Below are 17592 nucleotides of genomic sequence, written 5' to 3'. Positions count from 1 at the left end.
CTCGGCCTGCGGCCGATCCACCCTCTCCCCGATGGGGAGAGGAACAAGAGGTGAGCGCCAGCCCATTCTTCTCCCCATTGGGGAGAAGGTGGCGCAAAGCGCCGGATGAGGGGAAGCCCTCCTCACTCCACGATCTCCGCGGTTTCCACCACAGCATGGAACAACACGTCGCAGCCGGCTGCCGCCCATTCCATCGAGATCTCTTCCGCCTCATTGTGTGAAAGCCCGCCCACGCAGGGGCACATCACCATCGTCGACGGCGCCACCTTGGCTGCCCAGCAAGCATCGTGCCCAGCACCCGAAATGATGTTCATGTGGCTGTAGCCGAGCTTCTCCGCCGCCGAGCGCACACGCCCAACCAGCGTGGGATCAAACGTCACCGGATCAAAGTGTCCAACTGCCTCTACCGCGCAGCCCACGCCCAGTTCGGCGCAAATCTCGGCCGCCTTGGCCTCAATAGCCGCGCGCATGCGGTCGAGCTTTTCCTGGCTCGGCGTCCTGAGGTCCACCGTGAACACAACCGTCCCCGGCAACACATTTCGCGAGTTGGGCGAAAACTTCACCTGGCCCGTGCCGGCGACCGCGCCCGGCTGTTCGCTCATCGCGATTTCCTGCACAGCCTCAAAAATCCGCGCCATCGCAAGCCCAGCATTGACGCGCATGGTCATCGGCGTCGAGCCGGTATGGGCTTCCTTGCCCGTCAGCGTGAATTCGAGCCACCACAGCCCCTGGCAGTGAGTGACGACACCGATCTGCTTTTCCTCGGCTTCGAGGATCGGCCCCTGCTCGATGTGATATTCGAAATAGGCATGCATTTTTCGCGCGCCCACCTCTTCGTCACCGACCCAGCCGATGCGCTTGAGTTCATCGCCAAAGAGCTTCCCATCCATGTCCTTGCGGCCATAGGCATAGTCAAGGCTATGCACGCCCGCGAAAACGCCCGACGCCACCATGGCCGGCGCAAAGCGCGCGCCTTCCTCATTGGTCCAGTTGGTCACGACGATCGGGTGCTTGGTCTTGATCCCGAGATCGTTCATCGAGCGCACGACTTCGAGGCCCGCGAGCACGCCCAGCACGCCGTCATACTTGCCGCCCGTCGGCTGCGTGTCGAGGTGGCTGCCGATATAGACGGGCAGCGCATCGGGGTCGGTGCCCGGACGGGTCATGAACATGGTGCCCATCTTGTCGACACCCATGGTGAGACCGGCTTGCTCGCACCAGCGCTGGAAGAGCGCGCGGCCTTCCTTGTCGCTGTCGGTCAGCGTCTGGCGATTATTGCCGCCGGCAATGCCCGGGCCAATCTTGGCCATGTCCATCAGGCTCTCCCAGAGCCGATCGCCATTGATACGAAGGTTTTCACCGGGAGAGGTCATTTTTCAGCTCTTAGATTGTGATGTTCAAACAGGAGGCCCCGCCATCGCGCGACAGCGATGGCGGGGCCATAAATGTCTCTGCCCTCTCCGCGGGGGAGAGGCAAGGGCCGGTCAGCGATGTCATTGAAACGCTGACCATTTTCACCCTACTTCAGGCTCGGGAAGGTAAACTCCGCCCCGCCCTTGATGCCGGCGGGCCAGCGGGTGGTGACGGTCTTGAGCCGCGTATAGAAATGCACGCCCTCGGGCCCATAAATCGAGTGATCGCCGAACAGCGACCGCTTCCAGCCGCCGAAGGAGTGATAGGCGACCGGCACCGGGATCGGCACATTGATGCCCACCATGCCCACTTCGATCTTGTCGGCAAATTCGCGCGCCGCATCGCCGTCGCGGGTAAAGATCGCCGTGCCATTGGCATATTCGTGCCCATGGATCAGGTCGACCGCGTCCTTGAAGCTCTCGCGGCGGACGACGGCGAGTACCGGCCCAAAAATCTCTTCCTTGTAGATCTTCATGTCCGGTTCGACATTGTCGAAGAGCGTCCCCCCGACATAGTAGCCGTTCTCATAGCCCTGCAGCGAAAAACCGCGCCCGTCGACTACCAATTCCGCACCCTGCTCGACGCCAGAGTCGATATAGCCCAGAATCTTGTCCCGGTGCATCTTGGTGACCACCGGACCCATTTCCGCGTCCTTGTCGGTCGCCGGGCCGATTTTCAGGCTTTCGACGCGCGGCTTGAGTTTTGCAACCAGCGCATCGGCCGTCGCCTTGCCCACCGGCACGGCCACCGAAATCGCCATGCAGCGTTCGCCGGCCGAGCCATAGCCGGCGCCCATCAGCGCATCGGCCGCCTGGTCGAGATCGGCGTCCGGCATGATGATCATGTGGTTCTTGGCGCCGCCCAGCGCCTGCACGCGTTTTCCCGCCTTGGTGCCGCGCTGGTAGACATATTCGGCAATCGGGGTCGATCCGACGAAAGACACGGCCTTCACATCGGGATGGTCGAGCAGGCCGTCGACCATTTCCTTGTCGCCATGGACGACATTGAGAATGCCTTCGGGCAGCCCTGCCTCCATGAAGAGGTTCCAGGCCAGCATCGGGGCAGACGGATCACGCTCGGACGGTTTTAGGATAAACGCATTGCCGCAGGCGATGGCCGCCGGATACATCCACATCGGCACCATGGCCGGGAAGTTGAACGGCGTAATGCCGGCCACAACGCCCAGCGGCTGGCGATCGGAATAAGAGTCGATCGACGGCCCGACGTTTCGCGAAAATTCGCCCTTGAGAAGGTGCGGAATACCGCAGGCAAAGTCGACGCAGTCGATGCCGCGCGCCACTTCGCCCAGCGCGTCGTCATGCACCTTGCCATGCTCTTTCGAAATCTCGCGGGCGAGATCGTCGGCATATTGGTCGAGCAGCGCCTTGAACTTGAACATGACACGCGCCCGCTTCATCGGCGGGGTAGCACCCCAGGCGACCTGCGCCTTGACCGCATTGGCGACGGCTGCATTAAGCTCGTCCATGGTCGAGAGCGGCAGTTCCGCGCTCTGCTCGCCAGTTGCCGGGTTGAACACGGGTACGCGCCGCGTCGACGAGGACACATAGCGCTTGCCACCCACGGCATTCTCGATGATCTGCATCAGAACCTCCCCTCCTTCTTGGGAACAAACATTCTATATTCTGTCGTATAGAATTTTCATTCCATTCTACTCAAGCGTTTTGAGGATACCTGCAAGCGTCGAGACGATCTGGTCGATCTGGCTTTCCGAAACGATCAGCGGCGGGCTCAGCGCAATGATATCGCCGGTGGTGCGGATCAGCACGCCCTGCTCGAAGGCCTTCAGGAAGGCGGCGAAAGCGCGCTTGGTCGGCTGCCCGGCAATCGGCTCCAGTTCGATGGCGCCGACAAGGCCGATATTGCGGATGTCGATGACATGCGGCAGGCCCTTCAAACTATGCAGTGCCGATTCCCACTTGGGTGCCAGTTCCGCGCCGCGGGTAAGCAGGCCATCGTCCTTATAGGTTTCGAGCGTCGCCAGACCCGCCGCCGAGGCGATCGGATTGCCCGAATAGGTATAGCCGTGGAAGAACTCGATGACGTGTTCCGGCCCGTTCATGAAGGCATCGTGGATTTCGGCCGAGACCATCACCGCGCCCATGGGAATGACGCCATTGGTCAGGCCCTTGGCGGTGACCATGATGTCGGGCACGACATCGAAATAGTCGGCGCCAAACGGCGTACCCAGACGCCCATAACCGGTGATGACCTCATCAAAAATAAGCAGAATGCCGTGCTTCTTGGTGATGTCGCGCAGGCGCTTGAGATAGCCCGGCGGCGGAATGAGCACGCCGGTCGAACCGGCCACCGGCTCGACGATCACGGCAGCAATGGTCGAGGCATCATGCAGTGTCACGATGCGCTCAAGCTCATCCGCCAGGTCCACGCCATGCTGCGGCAGGCCCTTGGAGAAGGCGTTCTTCGCCAGGTTGTGCGTATGCGGCATGTGGTCGACGCCGGTCAGCAGCGTGCCGAACATTTTGCGGTTGGTGACGATGCCGCCCACCGAAATGCCGCCGAAGTTGACGCCGTGATAGGCGCGCTCGCGGCCAATGAGGCGCGTACGCGAACCCTCGCCCTTAACGCGATGATAGGCCAGCGCAACCTTGAGCGCCGTTTCCACCGATTCCGAACCGGAATTGGTGAAGAGCACATGGTCGAGCCCGTCGGGAGCAATATCGATCAGCCGGTTGGCCAGCTCGAACGCCTTGGGATGGCCCATCTGGAAAGCCGGCGCATAGTCGAGCTCGGCGGCCTGCTTGGCGATGGCTTCGACGATTTTCGGACGGGCATGGCCGGCATTGACGCACCAGAGTCCTGCCGTGCCATCGAGCACCTGGCGGCCATCGGAAGTGGTGTAGTGCATGTCCTTGGCGGCCACGAACATGCGCGGATTCTTCTTGAATTGCCGATTTGCCGTGAAGGGCATCCAGAACGCACTCAGATCGTTCGGTACGACATTGGAATTGGACACGGCTCAGGCTCTCCCTCTTTGTCGGCTGGTCAGCTTTTTCCAATTGTCGCTTGACACGCGAATATGGAACCAAGATTTTTGACCAGTTGGAAAAATGTTAGCACTCCTGTTCTTTCCCGCAAGACGAAAATGGCGCCCAGAAAGCTGAAATCTCCAGCGTCACCGAAGGTGGTCGCGTCAGAGCCTCCTCCCTCCCCCGCCCGGCGGCAGCACAAGGCCGACGCAAAGGCGGCAAAGTCGGCTGCGCCTGCCAAGGGCGCGGCTCCGGCCAAGCCGCGTCCGCTGACGCGCATCCAGCGCGAAAAGCAGGACATTATACTCGAAGCGGCGCTGGAAGTGTTTTCGGCCCACGGTTTCAGGGGCTCGACCATCGACCAGATCGCCGAGGTCGCGGGCATGAGCAAGCCCAACCTGCTCTACTATTTCCCGAAGAAGGAAGAGATCCACCGCCGCCTGATGTCGGAGCTCCTGGTCACCTGGCTCGCCCCGCTCGAAGAGATGCGTGCCGATGGCGACCCCTTCGTCGAAATCCGCTCCTATATCCGCCGCAAACTCGAAATGGCCCGCGATTTCCCGCGCCAGAGCCGGCTCTTTGCCAACGAAATGCTGCGCGGCGCGCCTCACATCATCGACATGCTCGAAATCGACCTCAAGGCACTGGTCGATGAAAAGGCGCAGGTGCTGATGACCTGGATGGACCAGGGCAAAATCACCCGCACCGACCCCTATCATTTGATCTTTTCCATCTGGGCAACAACCCAGCACTATGCCGATTTTGACGTCCAGGTCCGCGCCGTGCTGGGCAAAGGCCGCGGCGGGGACGGGCGGTTTGAAGATGCTGCACGGTATCTCGAGCAGTTGTTTTTGTACGGCCTCACGCCTAGGCCCAGGGCGTAGGCTCCCACGCCTGCCGACACCCCCTCCCATCCTCCCCCATCAAGGGGGAGGTGCTGCTTCGAGAGTGTGGCACCATCCCGCCAAAACCGCTGTCCCTTCACCTCCCCCTTGATGGGGTAGGACGGGAGGGGGTGAGGGAGCCACTCAGCCCCCCCATTGACAAACCCACCCCGTCCATCAATACTAAAGTTACACCTTAACAATTCCAAGGCCCCAAAGATGCCCCAGACCGTATCTGCCCATATGATGCTGACGCTGGACGGTTTCGGCACCGGCCTCAATCAGTCTCGTGAAAAACCCTTCGGCACCATCGACCCGCAGCAGATCGCCCGCTGGATGTTCAAGGATGGCGAGAACAACAAGGAAGAGGTCGCCGCGATCACCGATTACGGCGCCTATGTCATGGGCCGGAACATGTATGCGGCCCCAGGCAGCGGCCCCTGGGAAGACGCATGGACCGGTTGGTGGGGCGAAAACCCGCCCTATCACGCCCCGGTCTTCGTGCTGACCCACTATCACCGCCCGCCGCTGCAGATGGAAGGCGGTACGGTCTTTCACTTCGTCACCGAAGGCTATGATGTGGCCCTCAAACGAGCACGAGACGTGGCCGGCGCGCGCAACGTCGCCATTGCCGGAGGCGTCAGCACCCTGCGCCACTATCTCAATGCCGGCGCCGTCGACACCCTGCACCTCAAGATTGTCCCGATGATCGCCGGCGAAGGCGAACGCCTCTGGGACGGCATGACGGCCACATTGGAGCCCACCGGCGCCCGCGCCACGCGCTATGTCACCCACATGGATTATCGCGTGGTGAAGTAGGAGCGCCCGGCCTTCTCTCACGCCCCGTGTCATTCCCGCGAAAACGGGAATGACACTGTGGAATAGAAAAGCTCGGAGCACATCGATCGGCAAGCAGCTCTACTTCCGCTTGGCCTTTCCAATCGGGCCCAGATGCGTCTGCTCGAACCCGCCCTCGAGCTTGAGCCCATAGCCCAGCACCCGATCGAGCCCGATATGGGCCACCCAGATGGCGGCAAGCCCGAAGGCGATCGGCCCCACCACCAGACCCGCCAGCGCCAGCAACCCCGGCACCGCATAATTGTGCCCAAGATTGTAGACCGCAGCGCCGGTCCGCGCCGAGTGCAGATAGCCGAGCATGAACAGATCCGGCACAAAGAATAGCAGCGCGAAAACCAGCCAGGATTGCCCCAGCCAGGCATAAGCCACTACACCAAAAACCAGGGCTGCAAGCCCCTCGAGGCGCTGCCACGCCATGGCGTTGAGAGCCAGGGGGCGGTTGTTGGCGACAGAAGTCTGACTGGTCATGGCACGATCCTTTCCTGCGATGAGTCATAGCTAGTCCTCACCACCCTCGAATAGAATTCCCCAAAATCCGGCGCTGACCATTCATTTTTGAATGGATAGCAGCCCTGCACCCCAAATCCTTGCGTCCTGTCCATTGCGGCATATCTAATGGATATGACTCAAGACCCAGGTATCGCCATGTCCACCAACGCGCGCCATTCCATCGTCGCCTTGCGGGCCCATGTTCCCGACACGGCCTTCACCGCCTCCACTCTCGGCACCCTGCGCGAGGGCAGCGGCGCCGTGATCAATGACGAGGGCCTTGTCGTCACCATCGGCTATCTCATCACCGAAGCCGAAGAGGTCTGGCTCACCACCCATGACGAGCGCGTCGTCCCGGCCCATGTCGTCGCCTATGATCAGGAAACCGGTTTTGGCCTCGTCCAGGCCATGGGCGATCTCGATCTGCCGCCGCTGCGCCTTGGCAGTTCCACCGCCGCCAAGGTGCGCGATATCGGCCGCATCATCGATGGCGAGGGCCACGAGGTGATCAACGAGATCGTCGCCAAGCAGGAATTCGCCGGCTACTGGGAATATATACTCGAAGAAGCGCTGTTCACCGCGCCCTTCCATCCGTCATGGGGCGGCGCGGCCCTGATCGACAGCGCCGGAGATCTCATCGGTCTCGGCTCCCTGCGCCTCCAGATGCTGCAATCCGGCGATAGCGTCGATATCAACATGGTGGTCCCCATCGACCTTCTGAAACCCATTCTCGACGATCTCGTCACCCGCGGCCGCGCCCGCCGGGAAGCCCGCCCGTGGCTCGGCGTCTTTTCGGCCGAGCGCAGCAATGGCGTCGTGGTGATGAATGTGTCCGATGGCGGCCCCGCCGAACAGGCCGGCCTCAAGAGCGGCGACATCATTTCCGAACTTGACGGCGAAGAGGTTGAAGGGCTCGGCGATTTCTACCGCAAACTCTGGGCCAAGGCCCCCGCCGGCTCCGAGTTTTCCCTCCGCATCGTCCGCTCCGGCCGCGAATCCTGGCTCCGCGTCAAAACCGCCGACCGCAATGATTTTCTGACGAAGCCGCAGCTGCAATAGGGCGGCGCCTGCGGAGCGTGCCCCGACTTCGACAGCAGCCCCCCATTTCTGCCATCGCCGTTCGCGCCCGACCAACGGCGATGTTCCTGCTCTGACCGATGACGTCAATTACGCCTCAGCGGCGCGGTAAACAGACGGCACCACAGCTTGGTGCGCCGACACCACCGCGTCGCAACCGCCTCGCCACGACGTCATCCGCGTCCCGCTCCGCGGCCATTCCCACGAAAGCGGGAATCCGCGCTTCCTACGCAGAAAGATTCCCGCTTTCGCGGGAATGACTCCGTGGCAATTAGGGGGCTGAATGCGTCGAGCATGGAGAGCCCGGACGATGGCTTCGTACGACATAGCCCTACAGCAAAGGAGCCCCACCTTCTGGAGGCCTTGGGCCTTGGGTCTTGGGTCTTGGGTCTTGGGTCTGGCTTCTGGCTTCTGGCTTCTGGCTTCTGGCTTCTGGCTTCTGGCTTCTGATCCTATAGCCCTTTCGTCCTACCCCGACGCTACCTGCCCGATGCCCGGCATCTCCCTCTCCCCCACCCGCGACGTCATTCCCGCGCCAGCGGGAATCTCTGTTTCCAGCACAGAGAGATTTCTGCTTGCGCGGGAAAGAAGCGGTGACAATTCGCCGGCCGGAATGCGTCGGGCGCGAACGGCGCTCCATGAGGCGGCAGGACGAGGTACCAGCCCCTCCCCTCTAACGCCCGCAGCCTGTTGGCCCGTCCCAACGGCTACCCGGCCCTCAAGTCACACGATGCTATCGCCCCGCAGTCCCCACCGCCGGCACTACCTACCCTATGCCCTCACCCCACCGCGTCATTCTCGCGCAAGCGGGTCTGTCCGTTTCCTGTCTTGAGAGGGACTGACACGGAGACAATTGGGCCGCCGGAATGCACCGAGCGTAAGCAGCCCTGCGACAGCACTGAAGCAACGTGCCAGGAACCGAGGCGCTACCCACCGGACTATAGGCCTCAGGCCCCAAGTTCCGTCGGTCTTGTCGGCCCCCACCCCGACAAGCCTAGGCACCGCCCTCTGCCTCTGTCTCTGTCTCTGTCTCTGTCTCTGTCTCTGCCCCTGCGCCAACGCCACCTCCCTACGCCCCTCGCCCACCTCTACCGCCTCACCTCTACCGCCTCACCTCCTACGCCCCTCGCTCCCTACGCCCCTTCTCCGACGCCACCTGCGCCTAGCCGGCCTTCACCTGCGCCATCAGCGCCAGCGGCCGCCCCTCCAAGTCGCGGAAAAACCCCATCCACTCCTCCATTCCATTTTCATGCCGATGGATGAGATTCGGCGGTTGGATGAACTCGACGCCCTTGGCCACCAGCGCCTGATGTGCAGCGGCAATATCGGCCACGCGAAAGTAAAGCACCGATTCCGGCCCCGCCTCGGCGCTTTCCTGCAGATAGAGCCGCAGACCGCCGCAATCGAAAAAGCTGAGGGTGTCAAACTGATAGAGATGGGTCAGGCCCAGCACGTCGCGATACCAGGCCGTCGAGGCCGCAATATCGCGCACACTGCGCGACACCTGGCCAACTGCCGCCAAACCTGCACCAACCATTCTTTCCTCCCTGGCCCAAGCCGGGGTTAGATTGGCTGATGCACCGGCAGGTGGTCTATACCCAATTGCAGGCGTTTCCTGCGGCTCATCCTGGCGGCGACAAGCCGATGTGCCTCGACGACATGGGCTTCGATGTCGTCGGCAGCGAGGGGGCTCGCGGCCGAAATGGCGACCCAGCCGGCACGGGCAAAATAGGGTGCCGGCCGAATGCCGGGCAGTTCGGTCAGCAGGTCATAGGACATGTCCGAAACCTTGCACCAGACCTCGCCGGGATCCTGATCGAGCAGCGCAAAAATCTTGTCGCCGACCTTGGCGACCGAATCGTCACGCCACTGGCGCACCAGCGTCACCGCCGGCAGCGCGGCAACGAAGGCTTCAAAACCAGTTCGTCGCATTATGGTGGGGTAGGTGACGCTCATGGATAACAGTGTGCTAACCAGATCGCGACGGGAACAAGGGAGGCGCTGACAGGGAAGCGAACCCTGTCGCCGCCCCGAAAACGCCCCACAAAAAATCTATCCCCGTCGCGGGTTTATCGAACTATTCGGCGGCAACCCCGAGCCCGACCGGGCAGCTGACGCCCGTGCCATTGAGCCCGCAATAGCCATTGGGGTTCTTGGCCAGGTATTGCTGGTGATAGGTCTCGGCAAAGTAGAACGGCTTGGCCGGTGCCACCTCGGTGGTGATTGCTCCCAAACCCTTCTCGTGCAAGGCATTTTGGTACATCACCTGGCTCGTCGTCACCACTTCCGCCTGTTCGGGCGTGGTGGTGTAGATGGCCGAGCGGTATTGCGTGCCGACGTCATTGCCCTGGCGCATGCCCTGGGTCGGGTCGTGCTCTTCCCAGAAGGTTTTGAGCAATGTTCCCAAGGAGATAGCCTTGGGGTCATAGACCACCATGACGCTCTCGGTATGGCCGGTATGGCCCGAGCAGACCTCTTCATAGGTCGGGTTGGGCGTGTGCCCACCCTGATAGCCCACGGCCGTCACGATGACGCCCGGCAACTGCCAGAAGAGGCGCTCTGCCCCCCAGAAACAGCCAAGGCCGAAATAGACGGTTTCAGCGCCCTCAGGATATGGGCCCTTGAGGTTGAAGCCATTGACGAAATGTTGAGCGGCCACAGGCATTTCCACATCGCGGCCCGGCAGGGCCTCGTCGGTGGTTGGAATAGTAGTCGGCTTGGTGCGGAAGAACATGAGTTGCTCCTTTCGCCGCATAATATGGGGATTCGCACCCCCGATTTTTAGGTCAGATTTCTTCGGTCCGCAAAAACCGCTCGCGTCGCGGCTTGCGACCGAGCAGCGCCAGAACCACGCCGGGCACCCCGATCACCGCAAAGGCGTGATAGGGCAAGAGCACGTCGAGCGCCTGGCCCAAGAGGTTGGCAAAAAACCGGCTCTCGAAAAATTCGCGTACGGAAACAAGGCTTTGAGCGTGGATCTGGGTCCAGATATCACCCAGCGACGTCATGACGAGCGCATTGGCCGCGAGTGACTTCGTTCCATCAATGACAAGCAGCACCAGCGCCAGGCCAATGAGCCAGGTGCCGATTATTCGCAAGGCTATCCGCATTCACCCCGTCCCGTGCTGATGGGCGGCGACCGCCCGCCCTGCACGCTTTTCTTTTGCCACGCCCTTGCCCCGCTTCACAAGAGACCCGCGCCTTTGTGAAAACATTTGGGAGATGCGCAAACTCGTGCTTGCGCCCGAAACGTTCATCAGTATATTGCGCCACGCTCGCAACGGCCCGAAGGTGCCGTGCACGACCTGGTTCCAGGGTCGCCAAGGCGATGCGGAGAGATGGCCGAGTGGTCGAAGGCGCACGCCTGGAAAGTGTGTAGGCGGGGAACCGTCTCGAGGGTTCGAATCCCTCTCTCTCCGCCATTCACATCCCATTGATTTCATTGAATATTCGACGTTTCGGGCGGGAATTGTACCCAGCAATGTACCCGAGGCGGTCGCATGCATCTCACGGCGCGTTCCAGCGGCTGGCGATTCCAGATCAGAATCCCGCGTTCACTTGAGCCTTGTTTCGGCAGGGTGCCGGTCAGGCTCAACCTTGGACCCTTACCAAAACGTCCTGCATTGCGTGTTGCGCGTTTACTGGCCGGTCATGCCGAGAGGCTATTCCGTGCCGCCGAAACGGGGGACGCCATGACCGATATGAGCCGCGACGAACTGGTCGAAGAATTGCAGGAACTGCTGGTGCAGGTGCTGGCCGATGCAGAGTCCACCATCGACAGCCTTCGTAGGCAACGCGAGTTGGAGGTGAGGACTGTCACATTGCGATTGCAGACCGAGCGATACCGCGACCAGTTGGACATGCAGGAACGTTTGCAGCTGCTAGGCGGCGCAATCGATGGCCTCGCCAAGACTGCTGAAAGTCTGCCAAAGAATCAGCGCAACGACATCGCTGCCCAACTTGCGGCATTGTCGGCTCAGGTGCAGCAAGTCTTGGCCGGCGGCCCCGATAAGCCCATGCTGCTGGACGAACTTGAGACTTGGACCGAGCTTCGCAAGGACCACGCGCAGGACAAGAAGGTCAAGACCGACGCGAACCGCATCCGCGACTTCGTGGAATATGCCGGCAACAAGCCGGTCAACCGCTATCGGTTCTCTGACTTCCAGAGCTTCACCAATGTGTTGGCACGCTCCCCCGCCAACATGGTCAAGGAGCGGATGTTTCATGGCATGACGCGGGAACAGGCTGCGAACCACAATGACACCCTCAAAGAGCGCCGTTTCCCCACGCTCACCGGCAAGGCCATCGAGGCGAACTATCTGAGCCCGCTTCGCATGTTCTTCAAGACCATGGCCGCCGAACATGATTTTCGCTCACCACTGGCTGACATGAGCCCGGCCATCCCCAATACGGCCCGTGATTCCGTGGTTCGTGTGCCGTTCACGGTCGAGGAACTGAACATCTGGTTCACGGCGGCAGCACAGGAGAGCCGGCCAGACCTCAAATGGTTGCCGCTCTTGGCGACGTTGACGGGTGCTCGCGTAGGCGAACTGATCTTCCTGCAAGGCAAGGATATTTATCGGATCACCGACACGCTCTGGGTCGCAGACCTGACCACCGACCTCGTTATCGAGGGCGAGCAGACGGAACGGCAGATCAAGAACGCGACCAGCCGTCGCCTGTTCGCGTTGCATGAGGTGCTGGAACAGACCGCATTCTATGACCACTGCGCCAAGCGGAAGGCCGACGAGTGGCTATTCCCCCATGCCTTCCGGCACGGCAAGGAATTGGTGAAAGACCCCGCCGACGCCGCCTCCAAGCGTCTCAATGGCCGGCTGGAGAAGCTGGGCATCCATCGACCCTATGAAACCACGTTCCATTCGAGCCGGCACACGGCCAAGGATATCATGAGGGTGGCGAAGATCGACCCTCGCACCGCCGACCGTCAGACCGGCCATGCCATGAAGTCGGCGGGTGACAACTATGGCAAGAAGACCCTGCTGGTCGAAGAAGTCGAGGTGCTGGCCGCTCTCCGCTTGCCCGAGGGGCTGAACCTCACTCCTTATATCACCAAGCCAAAGGCATAGGGGGCGTCGGAAGCCGACCCCATAGTCGCCATGCATCAGGCTCGGCGACCCACCTATAAGCGGACATTCGCATGGCAAGCGATCTGTCTCGGTCGACAGCATTCCGACAGCTTCGAGCCTTTATTCCATCGTCATCGCCGCGCTGAAGCGGCGCAGATGGAGACTACAAATGATGCTCAAGACTGCACTGGTTCTCGGCCTGGTTGCCCTCAGTCCTGCCGTGGCCATGGCGAGCCCGTCCTGCACGACCGAACCGCAGGAAAAGTGGATGAGCCAGGATGCGATGAAGGCCAAGGTCGACGAACTCGGCTACACCATCAAGACCTTCCAGGTGACCGGCAACTGCTACGAAATCTACGGTTTCACCAAGGACAACAAGCGCGCCGAAGTCTACTTCAACCCCGTGACCGGTGATGTGGTCGAGGCCGAGATCGATGGCTAAGGGCATGCTCCCTGTGGCGGCGGATCCATCCGCCGCCACCATTAAGGTTTGGGATCCGGTGGTCCGGCTGTTCCACTGGACCATAGTGACCGGCGTAGTCCTCAACCTCTGGGTTTTCGAGCACGGCAAATATGCCCACCGCGTCACAGGCTATGTCGTTGTCGCGGCGCTGACGGTCCGGCTTGTCTGGGGTATTGTCGGTACGCGGCATGCCCGGTTTTCCGATTTCTTCCCCACGCCCCGGCGCGTCATCGCCCATGTCTCCGCCCTGTTGCGTGGCGCAGATGCAAGGCGCCTCGGCCATTCGCCGCTCGGCGCCGTCATGATGCTGGCGCTGATAGCTCTGCTGGCCGGGCTCGGTCTCACCGGTTGGATGATGGGGCTCGATGCCTTCTGGGGCGTCGAATGGGTCGAATACCTCCATGGCCTTCTGGCCAATTCTATCATGGCGCTGGCTATTCTGCATATCGCCGCCGCCGTGATAGAAAGCTTCAGGCATAAGGAAAATCTGCCATGGGCCATGGTGACCGGCAGGAAACGGGCTTTGGGCGCACACGATGCGGATATTGCTGATTGAGGACAATGCGCGGCTACGCGAGTTGACGGGCCAGACGCTGCGCGATGCCGGCTGGCTCGTCGATGCGTTCGAGCTGGGCGAAGACGGATACGAAGCCCTGCGCCAGGTGCCCTACGACATCGTTATTCTCGACCTGAGTCTGCCGGATATAGACGGACTCGACGTGCTGCGTCGCATCCGTAAGCGGCGCATGCCGGTACCCGTCCTCGTGCTGACGGCGCGCGGTGCGGTCGACGAACGCATCGACGGGCTCGATGCTGGCGCCGACGACTACCTCGCCAAGCCCTTCAATAATGGCGAACTCATTGCCCGCATTCGCGCTTTGCTGCGCCGGTCGCCGCAGGCGGTGATGCCCGAGCTGATGGTCGGCAACGTCGTGCTGCCGCTCTCGGGTGAGCCCGCTCGCTGTGGCGACGAGATATTCGATCTGGCGCCGCGTGAACGCGGGCTACTGGAAATGCTGATGCGCCAGGCCGATCAGGTCGTGCCTAAACGCACAATCGAGCACAGCTTTTCCGAATTCGGCGACGAGCGGAGCGCTAATGCCGTGGAGCTCTCGGTATCCCGCCTGCGCAAGCGGCTTGAGGCCGCACCCACCGGCTTTGCCATCGAGACCATTCGCGGCGTCGGCTATCTGCTGAGGACCATTGCGTGACGAGGCCTCTCTGGCAGATCGCTGCCATCCGCATCGTCGTCTTCGGCCTCATCGCAGCTTTGGCCCAGATGGCCTTGGTCGTGGCAGACTACTATTTCAACGACGAGGAGCTTGGGCGTTTGCTCATCGAGCAGCAGGTTGACCAGCTCGGCGAGGGTCAGCTGACAGACGGCTCGACGACGCACTACGCATTGCCAGACGAGATGGCCGACCTCTTCGCGCCCGGACGCGGCTATTTCGCGCGTGTGCGCACCCTCGATGGCACAATCCTCTTTTCCTCATGCGATGCAGCCTGCGAAGACCATTTCCTGCCCCCTACCGTCCAGCCGCCCGATTTCTGGGTGCGCTTCATCCAGCCCGGCAAGCCGCTGCATGTTGCCGGTGGCGGCACGGTCGAGCGTGGCGGACGCGTGCTTCTGGTTGAGTTTGCTACCGTTGGCGACAGCGAGGGCCTGATCTGGGGCGTGTTCTGGCATGAGGTGCTCGACCATCTGGTGGTTCCCATGAGCCTGTTGCTGGTGTTTGCGGTGGGTGGCGCCATTGTCTCGATCATCGCTGCCCTGCGCCCGGTCGAGGCAGCAGCACAGGCCGCCGATAATCTCGATCCGCTGGCGCTGGGCGATGGGTTGCCGACCGGCACCATGCCACAGGAAATCAGCCGGCTGACCGGCGCAGTCAACCGCGCCTTCAAGCGCTCAGGCGACCTCATCCGCGGCCAGCGCATGCTGACGTCGGCCATTGCGCACGAGGTGCGGACGCCGCTCGCCATCATCAAGCTCGAGCTGTCGGGCATCGACAGCCCCAGGGCACGCAAGGCAGAGGCTGATGTCGACGAGCTCTCCGAATTCGTCACGCAGTTGACCGCGCTCGCCCGGCTCGAAGCGATCAGCGAGCGGCAGTATCTGGCCACGGACCTTGCGCAGTTGTGCGAGGACGTTGTCGGCTCCATTGCGCCTTGGGTGCTCACCCGCGGCGATACCATCGCCTTCGAAAAGGACGGCGAGCCGATGGCGATGATCGTCCCGAGCCTTATTCGGGATGCCTGCCGCAACCTCATCGAAAACGCCGTCCGCCATTCTCCCCCTGGCACCGCGATCACCGTTAGGGTGGGCAGCGGTCCCGTGATTTCCATTATCGACAGCAAGCCGGACAGTGCGGCGTCCAAGCGGGCATCCGATAGCCTGGGCATCGGCCTTGCCATCGTCGAACGCGTGCTAACGCTGCATGGCGCCCGGCTCGTGCAGCAGAGCAGCGCCACCGGCATGGTGGCCTCGATTCATTTCAGCACGGAGGGTTCGACATGAGCCGACTGACGCATTCGGAAGTGCATATGGTCCATCGCATCGGCTGGCTGCGCGCCGCGGTACTCGGTGCCAATGATGGGCTGGTCTCCACCGCTAGTCTGGTTGTGGGCGTCGCCACAGCAGGGTCCGATCATAAGGCGATCCTGATCGCTGGGCTTGCGGGTCTGGTGGCGGGTGCCATGTCCATGGCAGCGGGCGAATATGTCTCAGTAAGCTCGCAGTCGGACGCCGAACAGGCCGACCTTGCACGCGAACGCGCCGAGCTCGCCGACGACCCGGCTGGCGAACTTGACGAATTGACAGAGATCTATGTTGCCCGGGGCCTCGACAATAGCCTGGCGCGCCAGGTGGCCACCCAGCTGACGGCCCGCGACGCCCTGGCCGCACATGCCCGCGATGAACTTGGAATCTCGGAAACCGTCGAGACCAATCCGGTCCAGGCTGCTTTAGTCTCGGCTCTCACCTTTGCTGCCGGTGCCGTGGTGCCAATCGCCGTTGCATTCTTCACCCCGGCAGAGCAAGCCAACCTGGTCGTGGCCGGTACGACGCTCCTCGGGCTGGCCGTCCTGGGTGCGCTTGGTGCGTCGGCCGGTGGTGCAGGCGTCGCGCGGGGCGCTGCCCGCGTCGTTTTCTGGGGCGCCATCGCTATGGCGGCTACGGCGGCAATCGGCGCGCTGTTCGGTGTCAGTACCTAAGTCGGCAATGTGCCAGCCATGTCTGCTCATCAGGCGTGCTGCCGAAGAGCCGACTGGCAGCTAAACCACCCCGTCATTGCCATTGACGGGCCATCGCAAGCGGGCCGCCCCCCTTCGCTATCTGGCGGCTACGGGCGGTGTCCCGCCGGCAGATGATCTGCCGGTTTGCGTGCTGGCGCACATGTCCTTTGTCGATTTTTCCGTACACACCTATTGCGGTATTCTAATACCACATCGATACTCATGCCGACCCCGAAGAATGAGGGGCCAGCCATGTCCGTTGCACGGACAGCAGGGCAGGGGGAAGTCCCCCGTGCACCCCCAAAGGCAGAAAGGCGGCATAGGATGCGCTCGAACGATGTAAGGCTGGAACTTCGTCTTCCTGCCAACGACAAGAGTGCCGTGGAACGTGCGGCGCAGGAACGTGGCATTTCGGTTTCGGCCCTGATCCGCAGCGCCTTGCGCTCGCATCTGAAACGCCCCCACTCCTTGTCGCCCGATGATGCGTATGCCGTCGCATCGCTGCGCCGCCGCATCAATTCCATCGAAGCTCGCAATGGCCGCACTGACGATTTGGCGCAGGCTCGGGCCGATGCTCAGAAGCTGCTGGGTCGCTAACCATGCTCATCAAGGCCACACGCCTCAGGGCCTCTGCCGGTGCGGGCGCTCTGGCCCGGCACCTGAGCGATGCGGACGATAACGAGGCGGTGGAGATCGTGCAGGGTGCGATTGCCGACCTCGATGACGCCGTGGCCGATGCACGCCGGTTCGGTCGCTCCTATTCCCTCCGGCATTTCATCATCGCGCCCCAGGTGGAAATGGACCGCCGGCAGTTCCACGATGTGGTCGGCATGCTGGGGGCCGAGTTCGGTTTTGACCCCGCAACGCCCCTTATTGTGGCACACACCAAGGCCCGTGCCGTAGCCGATGTCGCCGCGCAGCATTGGCATGTGGTTGTGCCGGAAACCGATCCGGCGACAGGACGGGTTCTATCGTCGCGCTTCGATCATGCCCGGCATGAAAAGGTTGCCCGCCAGGTCGAAATCCTGTTCGGCCATCCCATCGTCGCCGGTGCGCATGATTTGGCCGTCCTCGCTGCCCTG

19 protein-coding genes and 1 tRNA gene are annotated in these 17592 nt (G+C 62.0%); 12 read left to right on the top strand and 8 right to left on the bottom strand.

What is annotated here, in order from left to right:
* Window positions 1-122: 122 nt before the first annotated feature.
* The 3 genes from J0I64_RS13870 to J0I64_RS13860 all read right to left on the bottom strand — a co-directional run bounded on the left by J0I64_RS13870 (window position 123) and on the right by J0I64_RS13860 (window position 4408).
* Entirely contained in the window at window positions 123-1373 is a 1251-nt protein-coding gene (locus J0I64_RS13870; protein WP_291409208.1) for a Zn-dependent hydrolase, read from the bottom strand.
* Between the two features lie 146 nt (window positions 1374-1519).
* Window positions 1520-3016 carry a CoA-acylating methylmalonate-semialdehyde dehydrogenase gene (locus J0I64_RS13865; protein ID WP_291409206.1) on the bottom strand — a complete coding sequence of 499 codons (1497 nt, stop codon included), beginning with the start codon at window positions 3014-3016 and terminating at the stop codon, window positions 1520-1522.
* 66 nt (window positions 3017-3082) lie between these two features.
* A complete protein-coding gene (locus J0I64_RS13860) occupies window positions 3083-4408 on the bottom strand; it encodes an aspartate aminotransferase family protein (protein WP_291409204.1) in 1326 nt (441 codons plus the stop codon).
* A gap of 129 nt (window positions 4409-4537) precedes the next feature.
* Here J0I64_RS13860 and J0I64_RS13855 point away from each other — a divergent pair, with 129 nt between their 5' ends.
* Together J0I64_RS13855 and J0I64_RS13850 are read left to right on the top strand one after the other, a co-directional pair.
* Window positions 4538-5305 carry a TetR family transcriptional regulator C-terminal domain-containing protein gene (locus tag J0I64_RS13855; RefSeq protein ID WP_291409203.1) on the top strand — a complete coding sequence of 256 codons (768 nt, stop codon included), beginning with the start codon at window positions 4538-4540 and terminating at the stop codon, window positions 5303-5305.
* Between the two features lie 219 nt (window positions 5306-5524).
* The gene (locus J0I64_RS13850) at window positions 5525-6124 is read left to right on the top strand and encodes a dihydrofolate reductase family protein (protein WP_291409201.1); all 600 of its coding nucleotides are present in this window, start codon (window positions 5525-5527) and stop codon (window positions 6122-6124) included.
* Between the two features lie 99 nt (window positions 6125-6223).
* On the opposite strand, the gene J0I64_RS13845 is transcribed toward J0I64_RS13850, so the two are convergent.
* Window positions 6224-6631 carry a DUF4260 domain-containing protein gene (locus tag J0I64_RS13845; RefSeq protein ID WP_366933744.1) on the bottom strand — a complete coding sequence of 136 codons (408 nt, stop codon included), beginning with the start codon at window positions 6629-6631 and terminating at the stop codon, window positions 6224-6226.
* A 177-nt stretch (window positions 6632-6808) separates the two neighbouring features.
* Here J0I64_RS13845 and J0I64_RS13840 point away from each other — a divergent pair, with 177 nt between their 5' ends.
* A complete protein-coding gene (locus J0I64_RS13840; RefSeq protein ID WP_291409198.1) occupies window positions 6809-7711 on the top strand; it encodes a S1C family serine protease in 903 nt (300 codons plus the stop codon).
* A gap of 1180 nt (window positions 7712-8891) precedes the next feature.
* Here the strand turns inward: J0I64_RS13840 and J0I64_RS13835 are convergent.
* From J0I64_RS13835 to J0I64_RS13820, 4 genes are all read right to left on the bottom strand, one after another.
* On the bottom strand, window positions 8892-9266 hold the full coding sequence (locus J0I64_RS13835) for a VOC family protein (RefSeq protein ID WP_291409196.1): 375 nt from the start codon (window positions 9264-9266) through the stop codon (window positions 8892-8894).
* 26 nt (window positions 9267-9292) lie between these two features.
* Window positions 9293-9685, bottom strand: coding sequence for an MmcQ/YjbR family DNA-binding protein (locus J0I64_RS13830; RefSeq protein ID WP_291409194.1), 393 nt, complete (start codon window positions 9683-9685; stop codon window positions 9293-9295).
* 121 nt (window positions 9686-9806) lie between these two features.
* Window positions 9807-10463, bottom strand: a complete 657-nt coding sequence (gene msrA, locus J0I64_RS13825; RefSeq protein WP_291409192.1) for a peptide-methionine (S)-S-oxide reductase MsrA — start codon at window positions 10461-10463, stop codon at window positions 9807-9809.
* A 52-nt stretch (window positions 10464-10515) separates the two neighbouring features.
* Entirely contained in the window at window positions 10516-10839 is a 324-nt protein-coding gene (locus J0I64_RS13820; RefSeq protein WP_291409190.1) for a hypothetical protein, read from the bottom strand.
* Between the two features lie 222 nt (window positions 10840-11061).
* On the opposite strand from J0I64_RS13820, the gene J0I64_RS13815 reads away from it, so the two are divergent.
* The 9 genes from J0I64_RS13815 to J0I64_RS13775 all read left to right on the top strand — a co-directional run.
* Window positions 11062-11151: transfer RNA gene (locus J0I64_RS13815), tRNA-Ser, on the top strand.
* Window positions 11152-11229: 78 nt separating this feature from the next.
* On the top strand, window positions 11230-12816 hold the full coding sequence (locus J0I64_RS13810; protein ID WP_291409188.1) for a tyrosine-type recombinase/integrase: 1587 nt from the start codon (window positions 11230-11232) through the stop codon (window positions 12814-12816).
* Window positions 12817-12985: 169 nt separating this feature from the next.
* Window positions 12986-13258 carry a PepSY domain-containing protein gene (locus J0I64_RS13805; RefSeq protein WP_291409186.1) on the top strand — a complete coding sequence of 91 codons (273 nt, stop codon included), beginning with the start codon at window positions 12986-12988 and terminating at the stop codon, window positions 13256-13258.
* Entirely contained in the window at window positions 13251-13835 is a 585-nt protein-coding gene (locus tag J0I64_RS13800) for a cytochrome b/b6 domain-containing protein (RefSeq protein WP_291409184.1), read from the top strand. Before J0I64_RS13805 ends, J0I64_RS13800 begins: the two co-directional genes overlap by 8 nt.
* Entirely contained in the window at window positions 13816-14490 is a 675-nt protein-coding gene (locus J0I64_RS13795) for a response regulator transcription factor (protein ID WP_291409182.1), read from the top strand. Before J0I64_RS13800 ends, J0I64_RS13795 begins: the two co-directional genes overlap by 20 nt.
* A complete protein-coding gene (locus tag J0I64_RS13790) occupies window positions 14487-15794 on the top strand; it encodes an ATP-binding protein (protein WP_291409181.1) in 1308 nt (435 codons plus the stop codon). Before J0I64_RS13795 ends, J0I64_RS13790 begins: the two co-directional genes overlap by 4 nt.
* Window positions 15791-16489, top strand: a complete 699-nt coding sequence (locus J0I64_RS13785; protein ID WP_291409178.1) for a VIT family protein — start codon at window positions 15791-15793, stop codon at window positions 16487-16489. The genes J0I64_RS13790 and J0I64_RS13785 overlap by 4 nt, the downstream gene beginning before the upstream one ends.
* A gap of 345 nt (window positions 16490-16834) precedes the next feature.
* The gene (locus J0I64_RS13780) at window positions 16835-17107 is read left to right on the top strand and encodes a CopG family transcriptional regulator (protein ID WP_291409176.1); all 273 of its coding nucleotides are present in this window, start codon (window positions 16835-16837) and stop codon (window positions 17105-17107) included.
* Window positions 17108-17109: 2 nt separating this feature from the next.
* Window positions 17110-17592 (top strand): hypothetical protein (locus J0I64_RS13775; protein WP_291409174.1); only part of this gene is annotated, 483 nt, incomplete at its 3' end.

It is taken from the genome of Devosia sp., from assembly GCF_017307565.1.
Taxonomy (GTDB): Bacteria; Pseudomonadota; Alphaproteobacteria; order Rhizobiales; family Devosiaceae; genus Devosia.
This window is presented reverse-complemented; position numbering and strand designations above follow the sequence as displayed.

Bases quoted from the DNA above. Each gene is read 5' to 3' on its own strand.
- J0I64_RS13780 (WP_291409176.1), top strand. From the start codon at position 16,835: ATGCGCTCGAACGATGTAAGGCTGGAACTTCGTCTTCCTGCCAACGAC.
- J0I64_RS13830 (WP_291409194.1), bottom strand. From the start codon at position 9,685: ATGAGCGTCACCTACCCCACCATAATGCGACGAACTGGTTTTGAAGCC.
- J0I64_RS13855 (WP_291409203.1), top strand. From the start codon at position 4,538: ATGGCGCCCAGAAAGCTGAAATCTCCAGCGTCACCGAAGGTGGTCGCG.
- J0I64_RS13840 (WP_291409198.1), top strand. From the start codon at position 6,809: ATGTCCACCAACGCGCGCCATTCCATCGTCGCCTTGCGGGCCCATGTT.
- msrA (WP_291409192.1), bottom strand. From the start codon at position 10,463: ATGTTCTTCCGCACCAAGCCGACTACTATTCCAACCACCGACGAGGCC.
- J0I64_RS13795 (WP_291409182.1), top strand. From the start codon at position 13,816: ATGCGGATATTGCTGATTGAGGACAATGCGCGGCTACGCGAGTTGACG.
- J0I64_RS13810 (WP_291409188.1), top strand. From the start codon at position 11,230: ATGCATCTCACGGCGCGTTCCAGCGGCTGGCGATTCCAGATCAGAATC.
- J0I64_RS13820 (WP_291409190.1), bottom strand. From the start codon at position 10,839: ATGCGGATAGCCTTGCGAATAATCGGCACCTGGCTCATTGGCCTGGCG.
- J0I64_RS13845 (WP_366933744.1), bottom strand. From the start codon at position 6,631: ATGACCAGTCAGACTTCTGTCGCCAACAACCGCCCCCTGGCTCTCAAC.
- J0I64_RS13870 (WP_291409208.1), bottom strand. From the start codon at position 1,373: ATGACCTCTCCCGGTGAAAACCTTCGTATCAATGGCGATCGGCTCTGG.
- J0I64_RS13850 (WP_291409201.1), top strand. From the start codon at position 5,525: ATGCCCCAGACCGTATCTGCCCATATGATGCTGACGCTGGACGGTTTC.
- J0I64_RS13805 (WP_291409186.1), top strand. From the start codon at position 12,986: ATGATGCTCAAGACTGCACTGGTTCTCGGCCTGGTTGCCCTCAGTCCT.
- J0I64_RS13835 (WP_291409196.1), bottom strand. From the start codon at position 9,266: ATGGTTGGTGCAGGTTTGGCGGCAGTTGGCCAGGTGTCGCGCAGTGTG.
- J0I64_RS13800 (WP_291409184.1), top strand. From the start codon at position 13,251: ATGGCTAAGGGCATGCTCCCTGTGGCGGCGGATCCATCCGCCGCCACC.
- J0I64_RS13865 (WP_291409206.1), bottom strand. From the start codon at position 3,016: ATGCAGATCATCGAGAATGCCGTGGGTGGCAAGCGCTATGTGTCCTCG.
- J0I64_RS13785 (WP_291409178.1), top strand. From the start codon at position 15,791: ATGAGCCGACTGACGCATTCGGAAGTGCATATGGTCCATCGCATCGGC.